The sequence below is a fragment of the Acidovorax sp. YS12 genome, from assembly GCA_021496925.1.
Taxonomy (GTDB): domain Bacteria; phylum Pseudomonadota; class Gammaproteobacteria; order Burkholderiales; family Burkholderiaceae_C; genus Paenacidovorax.
Genome location: CP053915.1, coordinates 1,389,508 through 1,411,178, shown reverse-complemented (window position 1 = coordinate 1,411,178; position 21,671 = coordinate 1,389,508). Strand labels below are relative to the sequence as shown.

10 protein-coding genes are annotated in these 21,671 nt (G+C 65.1%); 8 read left to right on the top strand and 2 right to left on the bottom strand.

Annotation, left to right across the window (positions count from 1 at the left end; all coding sequences use genetic code 11):
* The first annotated feature begins 571 nt into the window (after positions 1 to 571).
* The 4 genes from YS110_06340 to YS110_06325 all read left to right on the top strand — a co-directional run bounded on the left by YS110_06340 (position 572) and on the right by YS110_06325 (position 7,172).
* Entirely contained in the window at positions 572 to 4,798 is a 4,227-nt protein-coding gene (locus YS110_06340) for a patatin-like phospholipase family protein (GenBank protein ID UJB64391.1), read from the top strand.
* 463 nt (positions 4,799 to 5,261) lie between these two features.
* The gene (locus YS110_06335; protein ID UJB64390.1) at positions 5,262 to 6,011 is read left to right on the top strand and encodes a hypothetical protein; all 750 of its coding nucleotides are present in this window, start codon (positions 5,262 to 5,264) and stop codon (positions 6,009 to 6,011) included.
* A gap of 5 nt (positions 6,012 to 6,016) precedes the next feature.
* Positions 6,017 to 6,631 carry an RES family NAD+ phosphorylase gene (locus tag YS110_06330; protein ID UJB64389.1) on the top strand — a complete coding sequence of 205 codons (615 nt, stop codon included), beginning with the start codon at positions 6,017 to 6,019 and terminating at the stop codon, positions 6,629 to 6,631.
* 100 nt (positions 6,632 to 6,731) lie between these two features.
* Positions 6,732 to 7,172, top strand: a complete 441-nt coding sequence (locus tag YS110_06325) for a hypothetical protein (GenBank protein ID UJB64388.1) — start codon at positions 6,732 to 6,734, stop codon at positions 7,170 to 7,172.
* Positions 7,173 to 7,427: 255 nt separating this feature from the next.
* Here the strand turns inward: YS110_06325 and YS110_06320 are convergent, their stop codons facing one another.
* Both YS110_06320 and YS110_06315 read right to left on the bottom strand, forming a co-directional pair.
* Positions 7,428 to 8,681, bottom strand: coding sequence for a hypothetical protein (locus YS110_06320; protein ID UJB64387.1), 1,254 nt, complete (start codon positions 8,679 to 8,681; stop codon positions 7,428 to 7,430).
* 103 nt (positions 8,682 to 8,784) lie between these two features.
* Positions 8,785 to 9,900 (bottom strand): RES domain-containing protein, encoded by a 1,116-nt coding sequence (locus YS110_06315; protein UJB64386.1) that lies wholly within the window; start codon positions 9,898 to 9,900, stop codon positions 8,785 to 8,787.
* Between the two features lie 1,153 nt (positions 9,901 to 11,053).
* Between YS110_06315 and YS110_06310 the strand changes: the two genes are divergently transcribed.
* From YS110_06310 to YS110_06295, 4 genes are all read left to right on the top strand, one after another.
* Entirely contained in the window at positions 11,054 to 11,611 is a 558-nt protein-coding gene (locus tag YS110_06310) for a hypothetical protein (protein UJB64385.1), read from the top strand.
* A 58-nt stretch (positions 11,612 to 11,669) separates the two neighbouring features.
* Positions 11,670 to 12,596, top strand: coding sequence for a DUF4351 domain-containing protein (locus tag YS110_06305; protein UJB64384.1), 927 nt, complete (start codon positions 11,670 to 11,672; stop codon positions 12,594 to 12,596).
* 564 nt (positions 12,597 to 13,160) lie between these two features.
* Entirely contained in the window at positions 13,161 to 13,715 is a 555-nt protein-coding gene (locus YS110_06300; GenBank protein UJB64383.1) for a hypothetical protein, read from the top strand.
* A gap of 572 nt (positions 13,716 to 14,287) precedes the next feature.
* Complete coding sequence (locus YS110_06295; protein UJB64382.1) at positions 14,288 to 21,604, top strand: hypothetical protein; 7,317 nt, start codon at positions 14,288 to 14,290, stop codon at positions 21,602 to 21,604.
* Positions 21,605 to 21,671 lie beyond the last annotated feature (67 nt).

The window sequence follows — 21,671 nt, the reverse complement described above, 5'->3', positions numbered from 1 at the left end:
GGAGGCTGCTGACGTCTATGGCGGATGCTTCAGGTTTCTCGTTGTTCATGGCGTCATGCCGGGTCCGGCTTGGTGGGCGCAACGGCTTCGTGGCCCTGCACCGGGCTCGGCGGAGGACATACCTTGCTCCATGCAAAGAATGACACGTAGTGGGATGTTCCACATAATGGATCATTCCAACGAGGGTGGAGGGAGTGATGCCACGCTGTATCCGTCCTGTCGCGCGAATGGTGCGCGCATTTGCCATGCTGCTTCCGGCGCGCAGGTTCGCCGCCCCTGCCGACCGGCTTTCCGCGCCCTGCGAGGCCAAGGCCACGGGCCTGGCGGCTGGGATCATCTTCCACGGACCCGTCGGGAGACCTTGCCCCGCCCGGGCAGGGCATGCGCCCGGCGCTGTGGCTCCTCGCGAGCCGCAGAGAAAACAGTCGGACCGCGATCTCTGGCGATGCCGCCGAGGCCGGGCACATGAAACAGGCGTCCAAGGCCTGCAAGGCGAATTCGACGGCGAGGTGGCATTCAACACTCTCGAGAATCCCGGTGCACGACTGAGCTGATCTTGTGGAGGCCTGCCATGTTCGACGTTCCATCGCAACCCCAGCCCGGTCCCGCCGAGCCCCTGCACGACGCGGCGCCGGATGCCGGCCTGAAGGCCCTGGTGACTCGCCGGCGGGAACAGCTGGCCGGCGACCAGCGCACGGCAGCCGACGCCGGCACCTGGGGCCTGGCGCTGTCGGGCGGTGGCATCCGCAGCGCCACGTTCTGCTTCGGGCTGCTCAAGGCGCTGGCGAAGAACCAGGTATTCCACCGCTTCGACATGCTCTCGACCGTCTCGGGCGGCGGCTACATCGGCGCCACGGTCGGCCGCCTGTTCCACGACGCCGGCCGGACCGGGCAACCGGCGCAGGAGGTCGAAGCCGCGCTGGCCGACGCGGACACCCGCTGGTTCGCGTTCTGGCTGCGCGCCAACGGCCGCTACCTCATCCCCCGCGGCGGCAAGGACCTGCTGTTCGCCGCCGCCAACTTCGGCCGCAACCTCGTGGGCGTGCATATCGAACTGGCGCTGCTATGCCTGTTGCTGGGCACGGTGCTGGTGGGATTTGACCTGTTCCTGTGGCAGTGGGCCGACTGCCTGTACAGCCGCAACGCTTGCTGGCAACCCGGCTGGGTGACGCTGAAGACGCTGGACTCCGTGTCCCGATGGCCCAGCCTCTGGATCCTGCTGCTGCCGGTGACCCTGTTCGCGGCCTCTCTGGCAGCGGCCTACTGGGCCCTGCCGTCCAAGGCCGGCGAGCGCCTGTCGCTCCAGCGCTGGATCGCGGCCGCGCTGTGCCTGTTGGGATGCTGGAAACTGAGGACCTACTGGTTGGCGCAGCAAGCGGCCGGGGCAAGCACCGACGGGCTGCAGCTTCCGGGCTGGCTGGTGCTGGCCGCTGGCGGCGTGCTGTTGGCCTGGGTCATCGGATCGGTCATCGCGCAGGTCCTGGCGTGCATGTACCCTGAATCGCCCGATCTATCGCGCAACCGGCTCACCTCCGGGCTGGCGCATGCCCTCAAGGGCGGGCTGGTGATCCTCGTGCTGGGCCTGGTAGACGTGATGGCCTGGCTGCTGGCCAACTCCAGTGCCCAGCACCAGGGCGCGGTCGGCACCGCAGTCGTGCTCACCGTGGTGGCGCTTCGCGCGGTGCTGCCCAAGATCGCCGACCTGCCGCGCAGCCTGACGCCTGGCACGCGGATCAACCTCAATGGCCTGATCAACCTGGCCGGCCTGGCCGTGCTGCTGCTGCTCCTGGTGTTCTGGGTCAGCATCGTGCACCGCAGCACCACGCTGGCGCTGTTCGACGGCACGCGGCGCGTTCTGCAGTTCTCGCTCGGCTGGAGTTGGCTGGCCGTGATCGCACTGCCGGTGGCGCTGATGATCGCCGTCTCCTTCAGAAACCGCGACTTCCTCAACCGCTCCTCGCTCTACACCTTCTACCGGGCGCGCCTGGTGCGCGCCTACCTGGGGGCGGGCAACGTGGCGCGGTTCGGCGGGCATCCGCAGGCCGCCACCGCGGCCTGCCAGCGCCATGAAATCGCCAGCGCCGACGGCGTGGCGGTGCAGGATGTACATGCGGACGACGACGTGGCGATGGAAGCGTATGCGCCGCATGCCGGCGGCGGCCCAGTGCACCTGATCAACGCCTGCGTCAACCAGACCCGCGACCGGCGTGGCGGCCTGTTCAACCAGGACCGCAAGGGCCTGTCGATCACCGTCGGGCCGCAGGGCAGGGTGCGCGTGGGCGACGGTGGTTGGCGCGCGGTGCAGGGGCCGGACAGCCTGACGCTCGGCTCGTGGATGGCAATCTCGGGCGCGGCCGTGGCACCGGGCCTGGGCAGCAGCACCAAGTCGGGCATTGCCTCGCTGCTCACCATGTCGGGTATACGCCTGGGCTACTGGTGGAACACGCAGTCGCTGCCGCGCGACGCGGACGCCGCTGTACCGCGCCGTGTCGGCAAGTACGCGCAGCTGCAGGCCGAACTGCGGGGCTGCTTCGACGGCACCGAGTACGCCGACTGGTACCTCAGCGACGGTGGCCATTTCGAGAACACCGCGGCCTATGCGCTGCTGCGCGAGGAATGCGCGCTGGTGGTGGTGGCCGACTGCGGCGCCGACCCGCGCTATGCCTTTGGCGACCTGGAGAACCTGGTGCGCAAGGCCCGCATCGACCTGCAGGCCGAAATTACCTTCCTGAAGCCGCGGATGCAGCGTGAAGCCGCCACCGCCGGCGCAGCCGCCGGACAGGCTGGAGCAACCCTCCCGCAGCACGAAGCCCAGGCCGCGCGGCCGCCCTCGGGCGGCGCACCGCCACCGGCCGCCGGACACGCCGCCCCAACGATCTTCGGCTCCCTGAACGACCTCGTCTCGGCCGACAGCCAGGCCTGCCTGGCGTTGGCGCGCATCGGCTACCGCAGCGGCAAGGCGGGGTACATGGTCGTCGTGAAACCCAACATGTGCGCCGGTGTGCCCGTGGACCTGGTGAACTTCAAGGCGGACCATCCGCTGTTCCCGCAGGAGCCCACCACCGACCAGTTCTTCAGTGAAGCCCAGTGGGAGAGCTACTTCCACCTGGGCTACACGATGGGCCTGCACCTGCAGCGCCAGATGCTGGACGACTTGCCGCGCTTCGCCGCCGACCACTTCGAATTCGACGACGGCAGCGTGGTCGTGCGCGACGAAAGCGGCGAGGCGCATGTCGCGGCGGCGCCCAAGCGGCTGCCCTCGCGCATCGCCGCCACCGGCGCCGTCACCGCCTCGGTGAGCCTGGGCGCCCTCGCCACGCTGGGCGCGACCGCGTGGCAGGCGGTCGACCAGCAGATGAAAGCGCGGGAAGAGGCCCGCAAGATGGACCCGGCCGCGCTCAAGGAACTGACAGACCTCTACGGCAAGCTGATGCCCGACGCGCTGCTGACCACCCAGGCGCTGGCGGCCGACGTAGCAGCGCCGGCGCCAGTGCCAGCGCAGGCGCAGGCCGCACAGCCCGCAGCTTCCGCAACGGGCGCAGCGGCCGCCACGGCCGCCACGGCCGCCACGGCCGCCACGGCCGCGCCAGCGGACACCGAGAAGACTTCCACCCGGCTCGGCGAGATGGCGACCGCGCTGCTGCGCATCGGCGACGCGGCATGCACGCTGGACAACACCGAAGCCTTCCGCCGCTCGGTATTGATGAAACTGATCCTCACCAGCACCAAGCGCAGTTGCCGCGAAGCCACCCCGCGCCACCCCTCGTGCGACGTGCTGCTCGACGAAGACCGCTCGGTCGCCTGCCTGCACGAGCAGACCCAGGTCAACTGCGGGCCGCGCTACTGGCTGCGCGACTTCAGCGAGACCGACCCCGCACGGCAGAACTGCCTCGTGACGCCGCCGCCTGAACCCCCCGAGGCGCCCCCCGAAGGCGAAGCCGCCGAATCCCAGCTGAAGGTCTTCAACCTCCTGGATATCCTCGAATGGCTGGGCTTGCGCTCTGCAAAAGTTTCTGCGCCGCCGCCATCGCCAAACACCGGCACCGATGGCCCGTCCGACCCGGACGCGCCGCCCAGTGCCAGCCCCGCTCCCGCACCAGCCGCCAGCGGCGCACCGGCACCCGCCGCGCCCCCGGCAGATAGCAAGCCTCCGTCGGACCCCAACGCTTGCAAGGGCAAGACCGTCTACATTCAGATCTTCGGCCCCGAGTTGCGCGACCGCGTGCGGCTGCTGCGCGAGCCCTGGCGCGACCTGGGAGCCAGCGTCCCGCCGGTGGAAGATGTCCTGGACACCGCTCGCCGCCGTGGCCGGAATGCACCGCAGGCGCCGTCCCAGCCCACCGTGATCTTCCACGACAGGGGCTCGGAGGACTGCGCCTACCAACTGCCGCCACCCGACAGCCCCAGTCCCTGGATCGTCCGCTCACTGTCGCCGCAGCTCAGCGGCACTCCGGGCACGATCGAAGTCTGGATCCCGCCGCTCCCCGCAGCGCCGGCCGGCCAGACGGCAAACGCGCCCGCGGCGCCCGCCGCCCAGGTCACTCCGCCGCCCGGCCGGGCTTTCTGCTACCAGGAGGAAAGCATGCAGAACGGTTCGCAGCGCTTCGGCGTGCACTGCCACGCCGAAGCCGCTGCCTGCGAGAGCGCGCGCGGACCGAATTCGCACCGCAAGCAGACGGCCTGCGTGGAGATGGATACCTCCACGGTGGCGGGCATCCTGAACCGGCGCGGCTGGGGCGGCTCGTGGTACGCAATGAAGGCTGGGCCCTTCGACCAGCCGTTCCCCAAGCTACCGTAGAAGCCCTGGCGCGGTCTCCAGCCCGTGCCAGGCGGCACCTGCAAAACCGCAGGAAGAAGAGCGAGCATGGCCTTGCCACGCCCGGGCAGGCCGATGCGCCATGCCTGGGGCTCTTACCCGCCTTTATGCACTTCGTCCCACGGCGTCCGGAACGCCGCTTTGCTCGGAGAACCAGCTTCGGAAACGGCACAACCCATCGTCGCCCGCCTTGTCTTCGCGATAGGAGAAGTAGTGGCGCGTTTCCTCAAGCTCCACCTCCTGCTCGACCGGCCTTCCGGCAAGGCGTGGCCGCAGCCTTGCAGCGCTCGCGCCTGCCGCCTTGGGCGCGGGGTGCGCAACCTACCGCGCGGGGCTCCTGCGCCATCCAGACAGCCTTCCAGCGCCAGATAGAATGGATGACGCGGTTGTCTTGGTTGACATGGTTGACGCGCGCAAGTACATTGAACGCCAGAAGGAGCAGCCGATGCCCAGTACCATGACCCGTGGTTTCCGAAAGAAAACGCCCGACAAAACCCTGAAGGAGTTCCCTGCTTCCGGCGCCAGGGCGCACGGTTTTCGGCGGAAGGAATCCGACATCCTGGCGTTCGTCGATCACGTCCGCCAACTCAACAAGGAAGCGGCGCGCATCGCCAAGGCGCCTGTCGGCGACAAGGCCGCGAAGCTGTACGCGCGCAAGGAATGGGCCGACGTGCTGGCCGAACTGGAGGCAAGCATCCACATCCTGCGAGGGGCGACCCTCGGGGAGGCTCCCCCGGCGGCAGCGCGCCGGGCGCAAGCCCCCGAGGCATTCAAGCCCGCCCCCCGCAAGAAAGACGACCTGCAGCGCGCGCCTGCGGCCCTGGTGCTGGACACCACCGAGGCCATGGTCAAGAACAAGCAGCTGGTGACGCCCGTCGAATTCCAGCGCCTGATGGGCTGGTCCAGCCGGCAGGCGGTGTCCAAGGCCGCGGGCAGCCACCGCATCTTCTACCTCGACTACAAGGCGGAGCGCTACTTCCCCGCGTTCTATGCAGACCCGGCTTACGACCGCAAGCACCTTGAGGCCGTCACCAAGGTGCTCGGCGACCTGCCGGGCGGCTCCAAGCTGCAGTTCTTCCTCACGCGCAAGGGCTCCCTGGGCGGAGAGACACCGCTGCAGGCCCTGGCCGCCGGCCGCGTCGCCAAGGTCAAGGACATCGCCGCCGCGTTCGCGGAAGTGCCCGTTCAGGGTTGACCGGCATGGCGCTGCCGCCCCCGCCCGCCGACTTCGCGGACCTGCCCCTGCACATCAGGAACGTGCCCGTCACGTCGCTCCGGCGGGTTGGCCGCCACGACAGCGGTGAACCCTACTTTGGCAAGAACGCCGCCAACCGGTTCGACGACCCGCGCAAAGGCTTCGGCACCTGCTACTGCGGCCAGCACCTGGACACCGCCATCGCGGAAACCGTGCTGCACGACGAAGTGCCCGAGAAAGGGCAGTTCAAGATTCGGCAGGAAGACATCGACGCGCGCTACCTGGTGACCTTCGCGGAAGGCGCCGGCAAAGGCGAGCTGAGGCTTGCCGACCTCACGGGGGCGCACCTCAAGCGCCTGGGCGGGGACAACAGCCTGTCGGCCGAGTGCCCCTACGACACGACCCAGCAATGGGCCGCGGCCGTCCACGCGCACCCGGCGAACGTGGACGGCTTTCTCTTCGTCTCCAGGCAGCTCAACAACAAGCGGGCCGCCGTCGTGTTCGAGCGGGCGGGGGCGAAGTTCGGCGCCGCCACCTACCAGCCCTTGGCACGTGCCCGCGGGCTGGCCCAGGCCAAGAAAAGCCTGGGCATCGAATGCGTCGGCTCCGGCACCTCCTAGGCCTCGCGGCCCGCGTGGCCGGCCTGGATCGACCCCGGCAGCAGGCACGATGATGGGCTGGAAACTGCCATGGCTTCGCCGGGCAAGCGCGCCAGCGCCCATGCTGGACGACGACGCCATCAGGCAGGCGCTGGAGCACCGGCTTCTCCAGTACGCCTGCCTCTTTCAGCAGAACGAGGGCATCGGGTCACTGCAGACCGTCAGGGCGTCCACCCCGAACCTGTACGTCAAGATCAACGGCAAGCAGGTTGCCTATGTTCACGAGTGGCGCTGGAGCGGTGACGGAAAGACCGTGACGGTGGGACACCTCGCGGTCGAAACCGAATTCGTGGGGAAGGGCTTTGGCTTGGCGCTCGCACGCGGCCTTGCGAGAGCTTTCCGGGATGAGTTGCGCGCCGAGACCATCGTGTTCAGCGAACGCGTGTACTCCCCGGCGCATGAGCGCTTCTTCCAGCGCCTGGGCGCGGAGCCCCGCGCCCACAGGGACTATCCCGGCAAGCCAGACTGGGTTTGGTTCATACCCAGCGCGGCAGCGGCCTGAGCCGCACGCCACGCGTGCGCCCCTGCATGGCCACTGCTGCACTGGGGATTTTTATGAGCCAAATCCGCCTCTAGCGCCCGCCAGACAAGCGCGAGCAGCTATTGTTTTGGGAATGGGGTGAAAGCAAGGCACGTAGCCGCCGCGCGGGCGGCTGACTGTGGATGGACAAGCGGCCCCGACGGACGAGCGCCGGGGCCGCTTTCTGTTCTGCCGACCCTAATTGAGATTGCGGGGCAGCCGTGGTACCGGGCACCTTCAATTTCGCCGTTGTTCGAGGTACATGATCCGTTCAACGAGTTCCCTCACCAGGCGGTCGGCGGCATCGTTCTTGACGTTGTGCCTTCCATGGGGCTGGGGGCGGACAACGAGCGCGATTTCTGCAACCGTAAGGAATTGCGCATAGTTGCTGCCCGTTGCTGCCTCGGCGACCCTGCAGGCCTCCCGCCCAAGTTCGGAAGCCACCTCGGCACAGTCTCCACAGATCACTGCACGCTCTTTGTCACGCCGCATGTCGGACGTGAAGAAACTGCGGTCTGAAATCCGGAAAGCCCACTGGCCTTTGTTGGACTTGCGCACTGTTTCGACCTTCGTTCGGAGACAAGTGGGGCATCGCCATGATTCGTCAACGGTCTGCCACGGTCGAGTGAAGGACATTTTCGCGAGATATTCGATATCCTCTGGGGCTGGACTGGAGCGAGGACATTCATGCCGAGTATGGCGCCATGTGCTTACATCGGCAGAGGGGGCTGGCCGTCGTTTCTCACCAGCCAGTCTATAGAGCGCGTTGGGGACGCCGTAGTTTCGCGCAGTCTGCTCGGCATTGCGGTAAATGATTTTCGCACGTTGTGTGCGAGGAAGCTCCTGATACCAATGTGTGTTGTCGGCTGCGATGGCAGCGATGCGTTTCACTATCTTGAGCCGCAACTTGAATGCTTCTGCATTCTCTTGCCATATGCGCGCCGCCGCCTCTTCATCGATTTCATGCGGCGCATTGGGCCGAGGCCGCACGAAACGTCTGATCTCCTGGGGTGAGTACGAGAAGTCCTCGGGTGCCCCCACCGCTCTCTTGGCCCTTGGGTCCGCACCATTGCAGTCGTCACAGATGATCGCGTTGTCGTACGCTGAAATCATCTGCGAGGCGCGTTCCGCAAAACGCTGCGCAAACTCATCCGCGACAATTTTGCTATGGGATTTGCATTGGCTTTCAAACTCTGACTTGACGAGATCCTTCATGTGGTCGTGGTGTTCGACGAGTCGACAGTTCAAATCGCCTTTCGCATTCAGGCGGGCGATATCCCGCTTTATCCTGCCGCAGGCAGGGCAGGCCCAGTCCATGGGGGTACATACCCAGCCGAGGGTCATGTCGACGTATTCGGCACCAAAACGCTTGATTAGTTGCCGAGTAAGAGGCGACATCGCTCCATCCAAAAAGAGATGCCCGTCGGAGATCATGCCAAAGAAGCGTTGCATCGCTTCATCGGATGATTCTTCAATATCTTCGTTAGTCATTCCATTCCTTTGCTAAAACACCCAAGCCCCGAGCCCATCGTTCCACCTTTCGGTGAGCATGACGCCTGGAGCAGGGTACGCGGATTCGAGCCTGCCTTGGCTTTTATGTACAAGCCGCCCATTTGGCGCGCTCGAAAACAAGGCTTGGTGATGGTGCAGCCCCCCATTTCGGTTTCGCCAACCCCAAGTCGGCTGGCCCGAGGAAGAGCGCAATGTTCCAGCCTGGGCGGTGCACGGTGCTGCCGTATGCAATCCCGTCCACCTTGCCGCTCTTGAATGGAAAGTCCCGCATGAACTCAGTGACCACTTGCGACGGCAAATAGTCAATATGGATGCGCTTATCCCTCGCCACAGGCTTCATGATGTCCGCCGCGAAGTAATGCAAGAAGCGGAGCGTAAGTGCGTGTGCCCTGTCAGCGTTTGAGAAAAAGCCTGGCACGGATGGCAGTGTGCGCAAATCCAAAACCCGTATTGGACGAGTCGTGCGCCAGAGACCTACCTTTGCCGCGGTTGTTTTTGTTTCCCGGAGCGCCGTTGCAACCGTCGATGCAAGATATAACATCGGGATACCAGACGGATTCATGCGATTGCTTTGCAGTGCATACTCAATCGGCGGCGGCCCAAAGTCAGCGGCCACCCCACGTTTGCCTTTTTTGATATCAGTCCGGGCGCGCCAGAAACCCGTACCTGTGGGGATGCTCTTGATTAAACCGATGTTATCGCTAATGGCTGCGATTCGATGCAGGAGGGATGCAGGGGTGAACGAGTCTTGATCATCAGCGCCAATTGCATGGAAGAAAAACCTTCGCTCATGCTTCACCGTTTCGCAAAATGCCTTCCAGCTAACCCGCAGTGCGTGGTCAAGATCGAGAGCCCCTGCATCGAAATCGCACCAGTCTTCATCCGTCATGGATTGCGCAATGGCAGCTAACAGTTTGCCGTCGTCGCGGGGCAATGCCAGATCGATCATGTCCAGCATATCCCACGAATTCCAGTGATTTCCTAAATAGCCGCCTTCTGCCGAGCAATATCCAAGTTGATCCACGGCCCGCCCGTAGTAGCGTCGAAGACACTTCTCTATGTGTTCGACCAATTTGTGAAACTCCACTGTAGGCGAGTCAGATTTTTGGCATGCACTGCAACCATGCGGGCCGTTTTTCCCTCGAATCCACGAACGCAGGTCTTTGTCAGCGAAGCAGGACGAACATACGCGGTTCATTGTCGAAATAGAGAAAGTGGTGGTAGGGTGGTACCTGCACGTCCGGGCGCGCGGGGAGAGTGCCGAGGACTGTAGCCTGTCTCATGCGGCACCGGATTGATAAAAAGTGTCCAGCACTACGACCAGCGCTTGGCGAAAGACAGAACTCGATATTTCGATGTGCATTGACCACGTGTGCCAGTTCCACAAGGCACCTATGGGCGGCAAGGCTGTTCCTTCCTAGAATGAGGAAACACAGGAGGAACTGATGATGCGGCGAGTGCTCCGAGCATGCGCGCTATGTTTAGGGGTGGGCTTGGCCACCTTGCTCCAGTCATGCGTCCTGTATGGCGAGCGCTTGCGCGAAGTGCGCGACTCATCGTCGAATGCGTCGTCCGAGCAGTCGCAGCGTTCTTTGCAACAGCAGCAAGTAGGTCAGGACACGCAGCCGGGTAAAAAATCGCGAGAGCCAGAAAGCGCTACCGCACTTCCTGTCGCTCTTCCTGATGAGCCGCTTGCAGTCGCCCAGCCGCCAGTGGCCCCAGCAGCTATCTTCAATGGTGCCGCCTATAGCGTCATGCTGGGTGGGCTTTTGGGGGGAGTGCGGCCAAGTTTATCTGGCGACGGTCTGATTGCTGGCTTCGGAATGAGAACGCCAAGTCCGGTTGGCGACGGCTTGATTGCGAGCCTCGGCGGCGGCGGTGAGTTGCCCAGGCTCCAGCCAGAGCCTCAACGGCAGATTGACCAAGCACAAGCAAGACCGCAAAGCGGGCAGTTGGAAGCTTCGGCTGGCTGGCAACCCCGTTTGCCCCTCCCGCACAACTCAATGTCGAGAGAGCGTGCACTGCTGCAGAGTTCTCAGCAGGATTCCCTGCGACAGCAAGCCGTTCAAAGCGCGCCGCCTGTTCCTGTAGCCGGATCTGAGTCTGCGCCTGATAGCGATGGTGCTTTTGCAGGCGGTGCAACTACTGCCGGTATCGCCGTAGGCGGGCCTGGGGCTGGCTCTGGCGCTGGGGCTGGCGATCTCACTATGGGTAGCACCCCTGCCACATCAGTAGGCCCCGCGACACAAGTAGCTGCCTCTGAGGAAAAGGGAAACTCGGCCGTCAGCGCACCCTCTACGGTTGAGGAGGGCGCATCGTTTCGGGCCTTGCTTCGAGTATCCAAAGTCGAAATGAGCGAACTGATAGCAGGGCTTGAAGCCGATGCGCCAGGAAATCGCGCAGAGGCTATGCAGACAGCCGTGTCGATGGCCCCGGTGATGGTTGCCCGCATCTCGGGCGTTGACTTTGAAGTATCACCCAGCGATCCGCAAACCCAGGCGTTAAACCCTGACGGAGACACCACGTGGGAGTGGGACGTCAAGGCAAAGCGCTCGGGGGTACTGACCCTGGTTTTTCAGTTGTCAACCAATGTCGTGAAAAACGGGCAAGCAACGCCTCGGATCGTGAAGCACTATCGCAAGAAAGTGGACGTCAAGGTCAACCCGAGCAGCATGGTGGCGCAACACAGCGGGACGATTCTCGGCATGCTCGCAACCATCGTTGCGGCCCTGCTGACGGGATGGCTGACAGTCAGGCTACAGCGTGGACAGGAAGCAAAGAGCAGTGCGGCGCCGGTTTCGACTACGGTTCGCCAGCCTGAGGCAACACTGCGGCCCATTGCTCAACTGCCGGACAAGAAGAAGCCTGCGCTGCCTGGCAAGCGGCGCCCAGGCTCGCGTGGCCGTTAGAGCCCCAGTGGCGTGACTCCTTGCCCCACAATGGCGCCACTGCATCCCGCCCGCCGCCATGACCGACCCCACCAGCCACGACCAGAACTTCAAGAACCTGATCCTGGACTACCCGCGCCAGGCGCTGGAATTCTTCGCGCCCGAAGAAGCGGCGGGCATCGACGACAGCGTGGTCATCACCCCCATCCGCCAGGAGCAGTTGAAAAACCGGCTGGGCGACCGCTTCCATGAACTGGACGTACCCCTCAAGGTCGAATGGCCCGATGGCAGCCGCGCCGCGCTGCTGTTCCTGCTCGAAGAAGAAAGCGACCCCGGGCGCTTCTCTATCCAGCGGCTCGGGTGCTACTGCATGGAACTGTCCGAACTGATGGACACCGACCGCGTGGTGCCCATCGTCATCTTCCTCAAAAGCAGCCCGCGTATCCGCCGGGAACTGCACCTGGGCGGCGACAACCTCACCTTCCTGTCATTCCGCTACATCGCCCGCGTGCTGCCCGACATACCCGCAGAGCAGCACAAGGACAGCCCCAACATCGTCGCGCGCATCACCCTGCCCACCCAGGGCCACAAGCGCCGCGAGCAGATCATCGATTTGGTGGCCTGGGCCATGCAGGGGCTGAGAGCCCTGGAACCCGATGGCGAGAAATACCTCAAATACCTGGACTTCGTACACACTTATGGCAAGCTCACCGACAGCGAACGCCAGCAACTCACCCAACGCTACCCGGAAGAAGGAAAGATCATGACCACATGGAGCCAAAGCCTGCTGAGCCAGGGCCGCCAGGAAGGCCGCCAGGAAGGCCGCCAGGAAGGCCGTCAGGAAGGCGAAGCCGCCATCCTGCTGCGCCAGCTCGTGCGGCGCTTTGGGCCGCAGGGCGCATCGACCATCGAACGGGTGCAAGTGGCCAGCCCCGCAGAACTGGAGCGGTGGGCCGACAACATCCTCAGCGCCCGCAGCCTGCAAGAAGTCTTCGGCGACGATTGAAAAAACCGCGCGCCAGCAGGTGCGAACCCCGGTGCGGCTGATGCTGTGCCGGGGTTTTTGTTTATGAGCCAAATCGGCCTCTATCGCCCGCCAGACAAGCGCTAGCAGCTATGGTTTTGGGAGTAAAGCGAGCGTATGGCACGTAGCCGCCGGGCGGGCGGTTGGCGGTGGATGGACAAGCGGCCCCGGCGGGCGAGCGCCGGGGCCGCTTTTTTTCGGGGGCGGTGGGTGTGCGGGCGGGCGCACTGGGGGGCGGTGCAAGGCGAGCGGGCTGCAAGAGGCCGCAAGGTAAGCGCGGGAAGCTATGTTTTCAGGAGCATGCGGGCTGAATGCCGACGTTGGCGGAAGGGGGGAAAGTTGCGGGTACCCCATGACAAAAATCATTGGTTGCGAATGCGAATACGTCGCAATATCCACCTGCCCCATCCCGGGGCACAGGCCCCAGACAGGGGCAAGCGGCTGCTACGTAGCCCGCCAGGGTGTCCGATCAAAAGGGTGCCCAAGCAACAGCTAGAAGTTAAGCCTTGTGTTCGTGTATTTCCCATTTCCTCAAGGAGATTAATCATGGGAACACCTTCCATCAGTGGCATTTTCAGCGGCGTTGGCCGCATTCTGGTTCGCGCCGGTTCTACGCCCGATCTTGCGGGCCAGACCGTGGCGGCGTCGATGTGTAATGTTGCGTGGGAGTGGGACTTCGACACCCACACGCTGACTATCGACGACGGCAATCTCTACCCGTCGCAAATTGCGCCGCCGCTGTTCAATCACTGCGTGGGGTACACCATTCGGCGGCCGGGCGGTGGGGCGCAGCCGATTCCCTTTGTGGACAACCTGGATGGCACCTATACGGTGCCCTACCAGTTCACTATCACCAATGCCGGGGTGCAGGCAGCACAGGCGGATACCACGATTCGCCTGGAGATCTCGCTGCTGCACGATTGCAGTTCGTCCATGCCGCCTGGCGAGGGCACGCTCAACCGCATCTCCGTCACCACGGTCGAGGACTTCTGGCGCGGCATTCCGGGCCGTCCGTTCCCGTCGGGTAGTCCGGGGCAGTTCTTCCTGAATGCGACGCCGTCGTGGGAAGGCTGCGGCATGTGGCCGCCGGAGACCAAGTAAGTAGCCCTAGGGGGTGCTGCCGGATGGCTGCGCCCCCATTTCCTTCAGTGCCGGGTTTGCCTCGGCTCCATTGAGCTTCTCGCCTTTTTCCTGTTGCCAGGGGCGCATTTGTGCAATGCGTTCCTGGCTGCTTTGGCGTAGCTGGTTGTTGTTGCGGAATAGTTGTTATGTTAGTTTGGAAATCGCTGCTGCGGCGGTATGGTGCGCTGACGGGGTTGCTTGCTGCACTGATGGCCTGGGGGTCTGTGCATGCTAAAGAAGTCACCAGCCTGACCACGGGGACAGGTTTGAACGGCAGCGAAATCCAGGAACTGCGCAGCGATTTGGTGGCGGGAAAAGAGTTTTATTACCGGACGGTACTAACCGGATTTGGCAGTACTGAACGCTGCTTTACGGCGTTTTACCCGGTGGGCGGGTCGCCTACTTATGTATATGCAGGTACGGTATCGACCCGGAATTCTTCAGCGCGGGCAGTTGTTTCGCCAACCGTTGCAGGCGGCTATCTGTTCGAGTTGGCCTGCGGCGGCACTTCTACTACGGCCCCGGATTTGGCGAATGGCGCCAGCAAGGCCGTGCCGATCACGCTGCACCCGCCCGTCAAGATCGACAGCTTTGCATCGGACGCTGCCGCGGTGGCGCAGGGCGGCAGCTATACCCTGAACTGGGCCAGCACGGACGCCGCCAGTTGCACGCTGGATGATGCAGCCGTGGCCGTGAGCGGTAGCCAAATAGTGACCGCAGCGGCGTTGGGCGCCAAGAGCCACGCACTGCGATGCGTGGGCGTATTGGCCTACGACACGCTGACGCGCAATGTATCGGTGACGGTGGAAGAAGCCGCTGCGGCCCCGGTTGAAATCACGGCTTTCACGGTGGCGCCTGCCGCCGTCACGCTGGGGCAGGCGGCCACCCTATCCTGGACGGTGGAACACGCCACGGGCTGCACGGCGTCGGGTGACTGGAGCGGCAGCAAGGCTGCGGCAGGCGGCAGCGAGTCCGTTACGCCTGCCATGACTGGCACCAAAACCTACACCCTGACTTGTACGGACGGCACGGCACAGAGTGTCAAGAGCGTGACCCTGCCGGTCACAGCGGCCGCTACCCCGCCGTCGTTCACCGCGGCGCTGTCGGCTAGCCCGACCAGCATTACCGTGGGGCAGAGCGCCACCCTGAACTGGACGGCTGCCAATGCGTCCTCATGCATGGCTTCGGGCGCATGGGCGGGTAGTCGGTCGCTCACTGGTACGGAAACCGTCACGCCCTCTGCGGCTGGCACTTACAGCTACACCCTGACTTGCAGCGGCGATGGCCCAGATGCCGTCTCTAGCACGACGCTGACGGTGAATGCGTCTTCCAAAAGCGTCATTAGCTTAACGACTGGCGTGGGCCTGAACGGCAGCGAAATCCAGGAGCTGCGCAGCGATTTGGTGGCGGGAAAAGAGTTTTATTACCGGACGGTACTGACCGGATTTGGCAGTACTGAACGCTGCTTTACGGCGTTTTACCCGGTGGGCGGGTCGCCTACTTATGTGTATGCAGGTACGGTATCGACCCGGAATTCTTCAGCCCGGGCAGTTGTTTCGCCAACCGTTGCAGGCGGCTATCTGTTCGAGTTGGCCTGCGGCGGCACTTCTACTACGGCCCCGGATTTGGTGAATGGTGCCAGCAAGGCCGTGCCGATCACATTGCACCCGCTTGCCAAGATCGATAGCTTTGCATCGGACGCTGCCACGGTGGCGCAGGGCGGCAGCTATACCCTGAGTTGGGCCAGCACGGATGCCGCCAGTTGCACGCTGGATGGCGCAGCCGTGGGCACGAGCGGCGGCCAGGGATTTACCCTGGGTGCGGACGACAAGACCCACACCCTGGTGTGTCAGGCCCAAGGGGCATACGGCTCTGGTTTTGCGAACTCGCAAACCAAAACCTTGACCGTACGCAAGGAAGATGCCGACTGGATGACCGAGGTACCCACTGGCCGATGGTTCGGGCAATACACGTTTTTGATGTCGCAGGCAGATGAAGCCAACTTCATCCTGTTGGGGCTTGCCAACAGGCTGCCGGGCACGTGGCCGAACCAGCGTTACAAAACCATGGGCCTGAGCTACGTTCCTGCGTACTGGATGTGGGACTTCGATGAACTGGCGGCCACCGGCACGGGCAAGATTTACCTGGGCAGCAGCATGCTGCTGGCCATGGGGGCGATTCGCCTGGACTACCGCCTGTTCTCGCCGTCACGCCCCAAGCAGCTCGACCAGACCAAGCCGCAGAATGCGCCGCCGCTGTCCGAGCACCTGGGCACCTTCACCCGGCGGTCCGATGGCACGTATGACGTGCGCTTCAACCTGCAAATCTTCTTCGAGCTGGTGGGTTACCCCTACCTGCCGACGGCGAACATCATGAGCCTGCGCATGCAGGATGGCGGGTTGGTGATTCGCCATGAGGATGGCGACGCTGACGGGCGCAACATGGTGGCGATCGGCAAGGCGGCAGATCCGAACCAGCGCGCGCTGGACGGAATTCCCGGCGTTGTTGTGGACGGGTTGTTCCCGGCGTGGGTGAGTCCTTCTTTTTCGTCGCCTTACCCTCTGGTGAAAGTGGGCACGGCCAGTTGCAGTGGCGACGGCATTCCCGATGAAGTGAAGGTTCAGTTGGGCCTCGACCCGTGCCTGAGCGATAACGATGGCGACGGCATTTCGGACGTGGAAGAAATCGGGCCGAACTGGGCGTTGCCGTACCGCAAGGGCCGGGGCGATGATTTCCGCGACAACCTGGTCTATGACGTGTTGCAGCCCAAGGAGTTCGTGGGCAAGCCGGATTTTGTGGGCCTGATCGCGCTGGGCAACCGTGAGAAGGTGGTGCTGTATTTCGAGCCGGGGGAGCCGGGGAGCAACCACTACGACGGCAACAACCCGATTTTCAGCAAGGCGATTCCCGAGGATTGGTTCGGGCGCACCCGGCCCTTCTATGCCTTCACGCAGGATGCCGGCCAGCAATTGCCGACAAAGCACCCGACGACGAACGCGACCATGAACTATGGGCTGGGCATGCTCGTGTTCAACAACCGGATCGGCGGGGCTGACGGAAGAATGCGCATGTATTTTGCCAACGGCGTGCCCGAGGGGCTGACGCTGTTCAGGCTGGAAGACAAAGACCAGGTGGATATCGACTATGCGGCCCAGCGTTATACGCGTGTCACCAGCTACGCCATCCTGGCGCACCAGAAGATCGACGCACACACCATCGAGTTCGACAACCCGAAGGCGACTATCGGTCAGCATGTTCATGTTGCCCTGGGCCATACGGAAACCAACCGTGTTGTAGCGACATTCGACAAGACCGAACCTGGTTATCAGGCGCTGCTGGCCAAGGCAGCGGGGACGGTGCCCCCGGAACCCGAGCAAGACCCGATCACCATCACCACCTTCGCGCCATCGCCCGCCAGCGTCACGCTGGGCGGCAGCGTACAACTGCAATGGGTGGCGGCGAACGCGACCAGTTGCGCGATCCGCGAGGGCGGCAATCTGCTGAGCGGCCCTGCGCTGGCGTTGTCGGGCAGCTTCACGGTCACGCCGTCCACGGCGGGCCTGCACAGCTACGAGCTGGTGTGCTCGCGCGGCAGCGATTCGCTCAGCAAGACGGCCCAGGTGCAGGTGAATTCCGGCACGCCGCCGGTAGACCCGAATGCGATCACGGGCACGTGGACGGGCACGTTCGACATGACCATGCGCACGGCGCCGCAGGGCCAGAAGCTGGGCGACAGCCTGGGCAACGCCTGGACGTGGAACTTTGACGAAGGCTGGGCCGAGATGGCGCGCGGCATGCTGAGCGTGGGCTTCGAGTTCCACGTGCAGGACGTGGGCGACCTGGACAAGACGGGCGACCGTGCCTACTTCACCAGCAATGGCGATGGCACGTACACGCTGCACCATGGCTTCCAGATCTACAACCCGTCGGTGGGCAATCCGCGCACGGACATCTTTACCACCGTGCGCATCACGCGCAGCGGCAACCAACTGGCGTTCACCACGGTGGACTCGGACAACGACGGCGTGCCGGGCGTGCAGGTGCCCGGGGTGTTCCCGCTCACGGTGTCGCCAGCCTTAGACGGCGTGGCGCAAGAGAGCACTTCGCCTGGCCCGGTGAACCTGCTGCCCACCTTCACGGCCACGCCGGCCAGCATCAAGCTGGGCGAGTCGGCCACGCTGGCCTGGCAGGCGGGCACCGGCGCCACCGGCTGCACGGCCAGCGGCGCGTGGAGCGGCGCCAAGGCCGTGGCCGGCGGCCAGAGCGTGCTGCCGGCCGCCACGGGCACGCACACCTACATGCTGGCCTGTACCGACGGCACCAACACCACTACGCGCAGCGCGTCGGTGGTGGTCACCGCTACGACGGCGCCGCAGGACAAGATCGACATCAAGAGCTTCGCGGCCTCGGAGTCCAGCGTGAAGCTGGGCGCCAGCGTGAGCCTGGCTTGGCAGGTGGTGAATGCCAACGGCTGTTCCATCAGCCAGGGCAGCAACTTGTACCTGCCCAACCTGCCGATCTCGGGCTCCATTCAGGTCACGCCGGCCAGCGTGGGCACGCACAGCTACCAGCTCATGTGCGTGAGCGCGTCCGAGCAGATGAGCCGCACCGCCTCGGTGCAGGTCACCCAGGCCACGACGCCGGGCACCCCGAACCCGGGCGGCCCCGGCGCCGCGATCACTGGCACCTGGACGGGCACGTTCAACCTCACCATGCGCACCGCGCCCGAGGGCATCAAGCTGGGCGACAGCCACGACAACGCCTGGACCTGGAACTTCGACGAGGGCTGGGCCGAGATGGCGCGCGGCATGCTCAGCGTGGGCTTCGAGTTCCACGTGCAGGACGTGGGCAACGCCAGCGCCAGCAACGACCGGGCCTATTTCACCAGCAATGGCGACGGCACGTACACGCTGAACCACGGCTTCCAGATCTACAACCCGAACGTGGGCAACCCGCGCACGGACATCTACACCACGTTCCGCATCACGCGCAACGGCAACCAGCTCACGTTCTCCACGGTGGATACGGACAACGACGGCGTGCCGGGCGTGCAGGTGCCTGGGGTGTTCCCGCTCACGGTGTCGCCGGGCTTCGACGGCGTGGCGCAGCAGCAGAGCGGGCCGGTGAACCCGGGCAACCTGGTCAGCGCGTTCACGGCCACGCCGGCCAGCATCAAGCTGGGCGAGTCGTCCACGCTGGCGTGGCAGGCGGCCAGCGGCGCCACGGGCTGCACGGCCAGCGGCGCGTGGAGCGGTGCCAAGGCCACGGCGGGTGGCCAGGCGGTGATGCCTGCCACCACGGGCACGCATACCTACACGCTGGCCTGTACCGATGGCACTAATACCAGCACGCGCAGCGTGTCGGTGGTGGTGACGGGCAGCACGAAGCCGGTGGATGCGATCGACATCAAGAGCTTCGCGCCGTCCGAGGCGAGCGTGAAGCTGGGTGCCAGCGTGCGCCTGTCGTGGCAGGTGGCGAATGCCAATAGCTGCGCGATCAGCGAGGGCGATGAACTGTACCTGCCGGGCCTGCCGATTGTGGGCGGTATGCAGATCACGCCGGTGTCGGAAGGCTCGCACACCTACAAGCTGCTGTGCGTGAGCGCGTCGGAGCAGATGAGCCGCACCACGACGGTGCTGGTCAAGTCGGCTTCGGGCGGCGGGGGCACGAGCCCCGGCACGCCGACCGACCCGAGCGCGGTCAAGGGCACGTGGAAGGGCACTTTCAGCCTGACGATGCGCGTGGCCGAGAGCGGCACGGTGCTGGGCGACAGCCACGGCAATGCCTGGACGTGGAATTTCACCGAGGGCTGGGTGGAGATGGCGCAGGGCATGCTGAGCGTGGGCTTCCCGTTCCACGTGCAGGACGTGGGCAATGCGGATGCCGATGGCGACCGGGCTTACTTCACCAGCAATGGCGACGGCACGTACACGCTGCAGCACGGCTTCCAGATCTACAACCCCTACGTGGGCAACCCGCGCACGGACATGAGCACGACGTTCCGCGTGACGATCGACGGTGATGGGCTGAAGGTGAGCACGCTGGACCCGGACGGCGACGGCGTGCCGGGTCTGCCGGTGCCCAATGTGTTCCCGCTCACGGTGTCGCCGGGCTTCGATGGTGTGCTGACGAAGGACGGCACCGACCCGACCGATCCGACCGACCCGACCAACCCGAACACGGGGCTGATCGGGCTGTTCCAGGCGTCGAGCGCGAGCGTAGCCAAGGGCGGGTCGGTCACGCTGACCTGGCAGGCGGTGCGCGCGGAGAGTTGCACGGCCTCGGGCGACTGGACGGGCACCAAGGCCAAGGCGGGCACGGAGAGCGTGAAGCTGGACACGGCGCGCAGCTATGCCTTCACGCTGACCTGCAAGGCGGGCACCGAGACCAAGAGCAGCACGGTGACGGTGACGGCCACGGGCGGCGGCACCACGAACCCGGGCGGCGGGGGCGGCACCGATCCGGCCGACCCGGACAACCCCGGCGACGCGGGCACGGCCAGCCTGACGGGCGTGTTCACGGGCCAGCACATGGTCACCATGCGCGGCTGCCCGGCGGCCTGCGCGGCGGGCAAGGAGGTGGTGCTGGGCACGGGCATGAAGAATTCGCCGTGGGTGTGGGACTTCGACAAGAAGACGGTGCTGATCACCGGCACCACGCTGACGGTGGGCTTCAACTACGAGGTGCAGTCGGTGGGCAACAAGGGCTCGGGCGACGCGCGCCTGACGGCCCCCATCACCGACAACGGCGACGGCACGTACACGGTGCACCACGGGTTCCAGATCTACAACCCGAACGTGGGCAACCCGCGCGCCGATACGGTGACGACGTTCCGCATCACCCGCGATGCGACGAACAAGAACCTGCTGCGCATCGTGACGCTGGACGGCGAGGCGGACGGCATCCCGGGCACGCAGATCGTGGGCGTGTTCCCGATGACGATCCAGCCGGACTTCCGCGGCACGGCGCGCAAGGAGGGCAGCAGCAGCGGCGGCGACGGCATTCCCGATTCGGTGAAGGAGCGCCTGGGCCTGAACCCGGATGCGCCGAACGCCGATACCGATGGCGACGGCATCCCTGACGCGACGGAGCTGGGCGACGACCTGGACAACCCGCTGGACAGCGACGGCGACGGCGTGATCGATGCGCTGGAGCCGGGCAACGCCGCGCAGGATGCGCGCCGCATCGCCGGGCTGGCGCTGCTGGACGGCATTCCGGGCCGCCTGCTGGAGGCGATGCCGAACGCGGGCACGGCGGTGGGTGTGCAGGCGGGCAATGTGTGGCTGTTCACCGGCGCCGAGACGGGCCTGATGCAGGTGACGGCTACCGGCGACAACGGCGGGGCCATCCCCGACGTGACGCTGGGCGACGCGGGGCTGGACTACAAGCACGGCTTCGTGCAGGTGCGGATGCGCAGCGCGAGCCTGCTGCCCGCCTCGGGCGCGGCGGCGGCGGTGAAGGCGGCGTATGCGCCTGCGGCCGCGCCGATGGGTGCGGTGACGCTGACCTACACCTTCGAGTCGCCGCTGCCTGCCGCCGGCAAGCTGCTGGTGTACGCCACCACCATCGTCGATGGCAAGGAGCGCTACACGCTGCTGGACAAGGGCGAGTGGACGCGCGTGGACAACAACACGCTGACGGTGACGGTGCAGGACAACGGCCCGCATGACATGAACCCCGACAACGGCCTGGTGCGGTTGGGCATTGCGCCTGCCGAGAACACGCTGGGCGGGCACGAGGGCGGCTCGGGCAATGCCAGCGGCGGCGGCAAGGGCGGCAGCATGGACTGGCTGCTGCTGGCGGTGCTGGGCCTGCTGGCGCTGGGCGCCACGGCTTCGCGGCGGGCGGTGGCCCGGCGCGCGGGCTGAACGGCCCGCCGCGCCCAAGGGTGCGATGTGCAAAGCCCGCCCGCGCTGCTGTCAGCGGGGCGGGCTT

Coding starts and splice junctions, on each gene's coding strand:
- YS110_06330 (UJB64389.1), top strand. CDS start 6,017: ATGGCGCTGCCGCCCCCGCCCGCCGACTTCGCGGACCTGCCCCTGCAC.
- YS110_06300 (UJB64383.1), top strand. CDS start 13,161: ATGGGAACACCTTCCATCAGTGGCATTTTCAGCGGCGTTGGCCGCATT.
- YS110_06320 (UJB64387.1), bottom strand. CDS start 8,681: ATGACTAACGAAGATATTGAAGAATCATCCGATGAAGCGATGCAACGC.
- YS110_06325 (UJB64388.1), top strand. CDS start 6,732: ATGCTGGACGACGACGCCATCAGGCAGGCGCTGGAGCACCGGCTTCTC.
- YS110_06340 (UJB64391.1), top strand. CDS start 572: ATGTTCGACGTTCCATCGCAACCCCAGCCCGGTCCCGCCGAGCCCCTG.
- YS110_06335 (UJB64390.1), top strand. CDS start 5,262: ATGCCCAGTACCATGACCCGTGGTTTCCGAAAGAAAACGCCCGACAAA.
- YS110_06310 (UJB64385.1), top strand. CDS start 11,054: ATGAGCGAACTGATAGCAGGGCTTGAAGCCGATGCGCCAGGAAATCGC.
- YS110_06315 (UJB64386.1), bottom strand. CDS start 9,900: ATGAACCGCGTATGTTCGTCCTGCTTCGCTGACAAAGACCTGCGTTCG.
- YS110_06305 (UJB64384.1), top strand. CDS start 11,670: ATGACCGACCCCACCAGCCACGACCAGAACTTCAAGAACCTGATCCTG.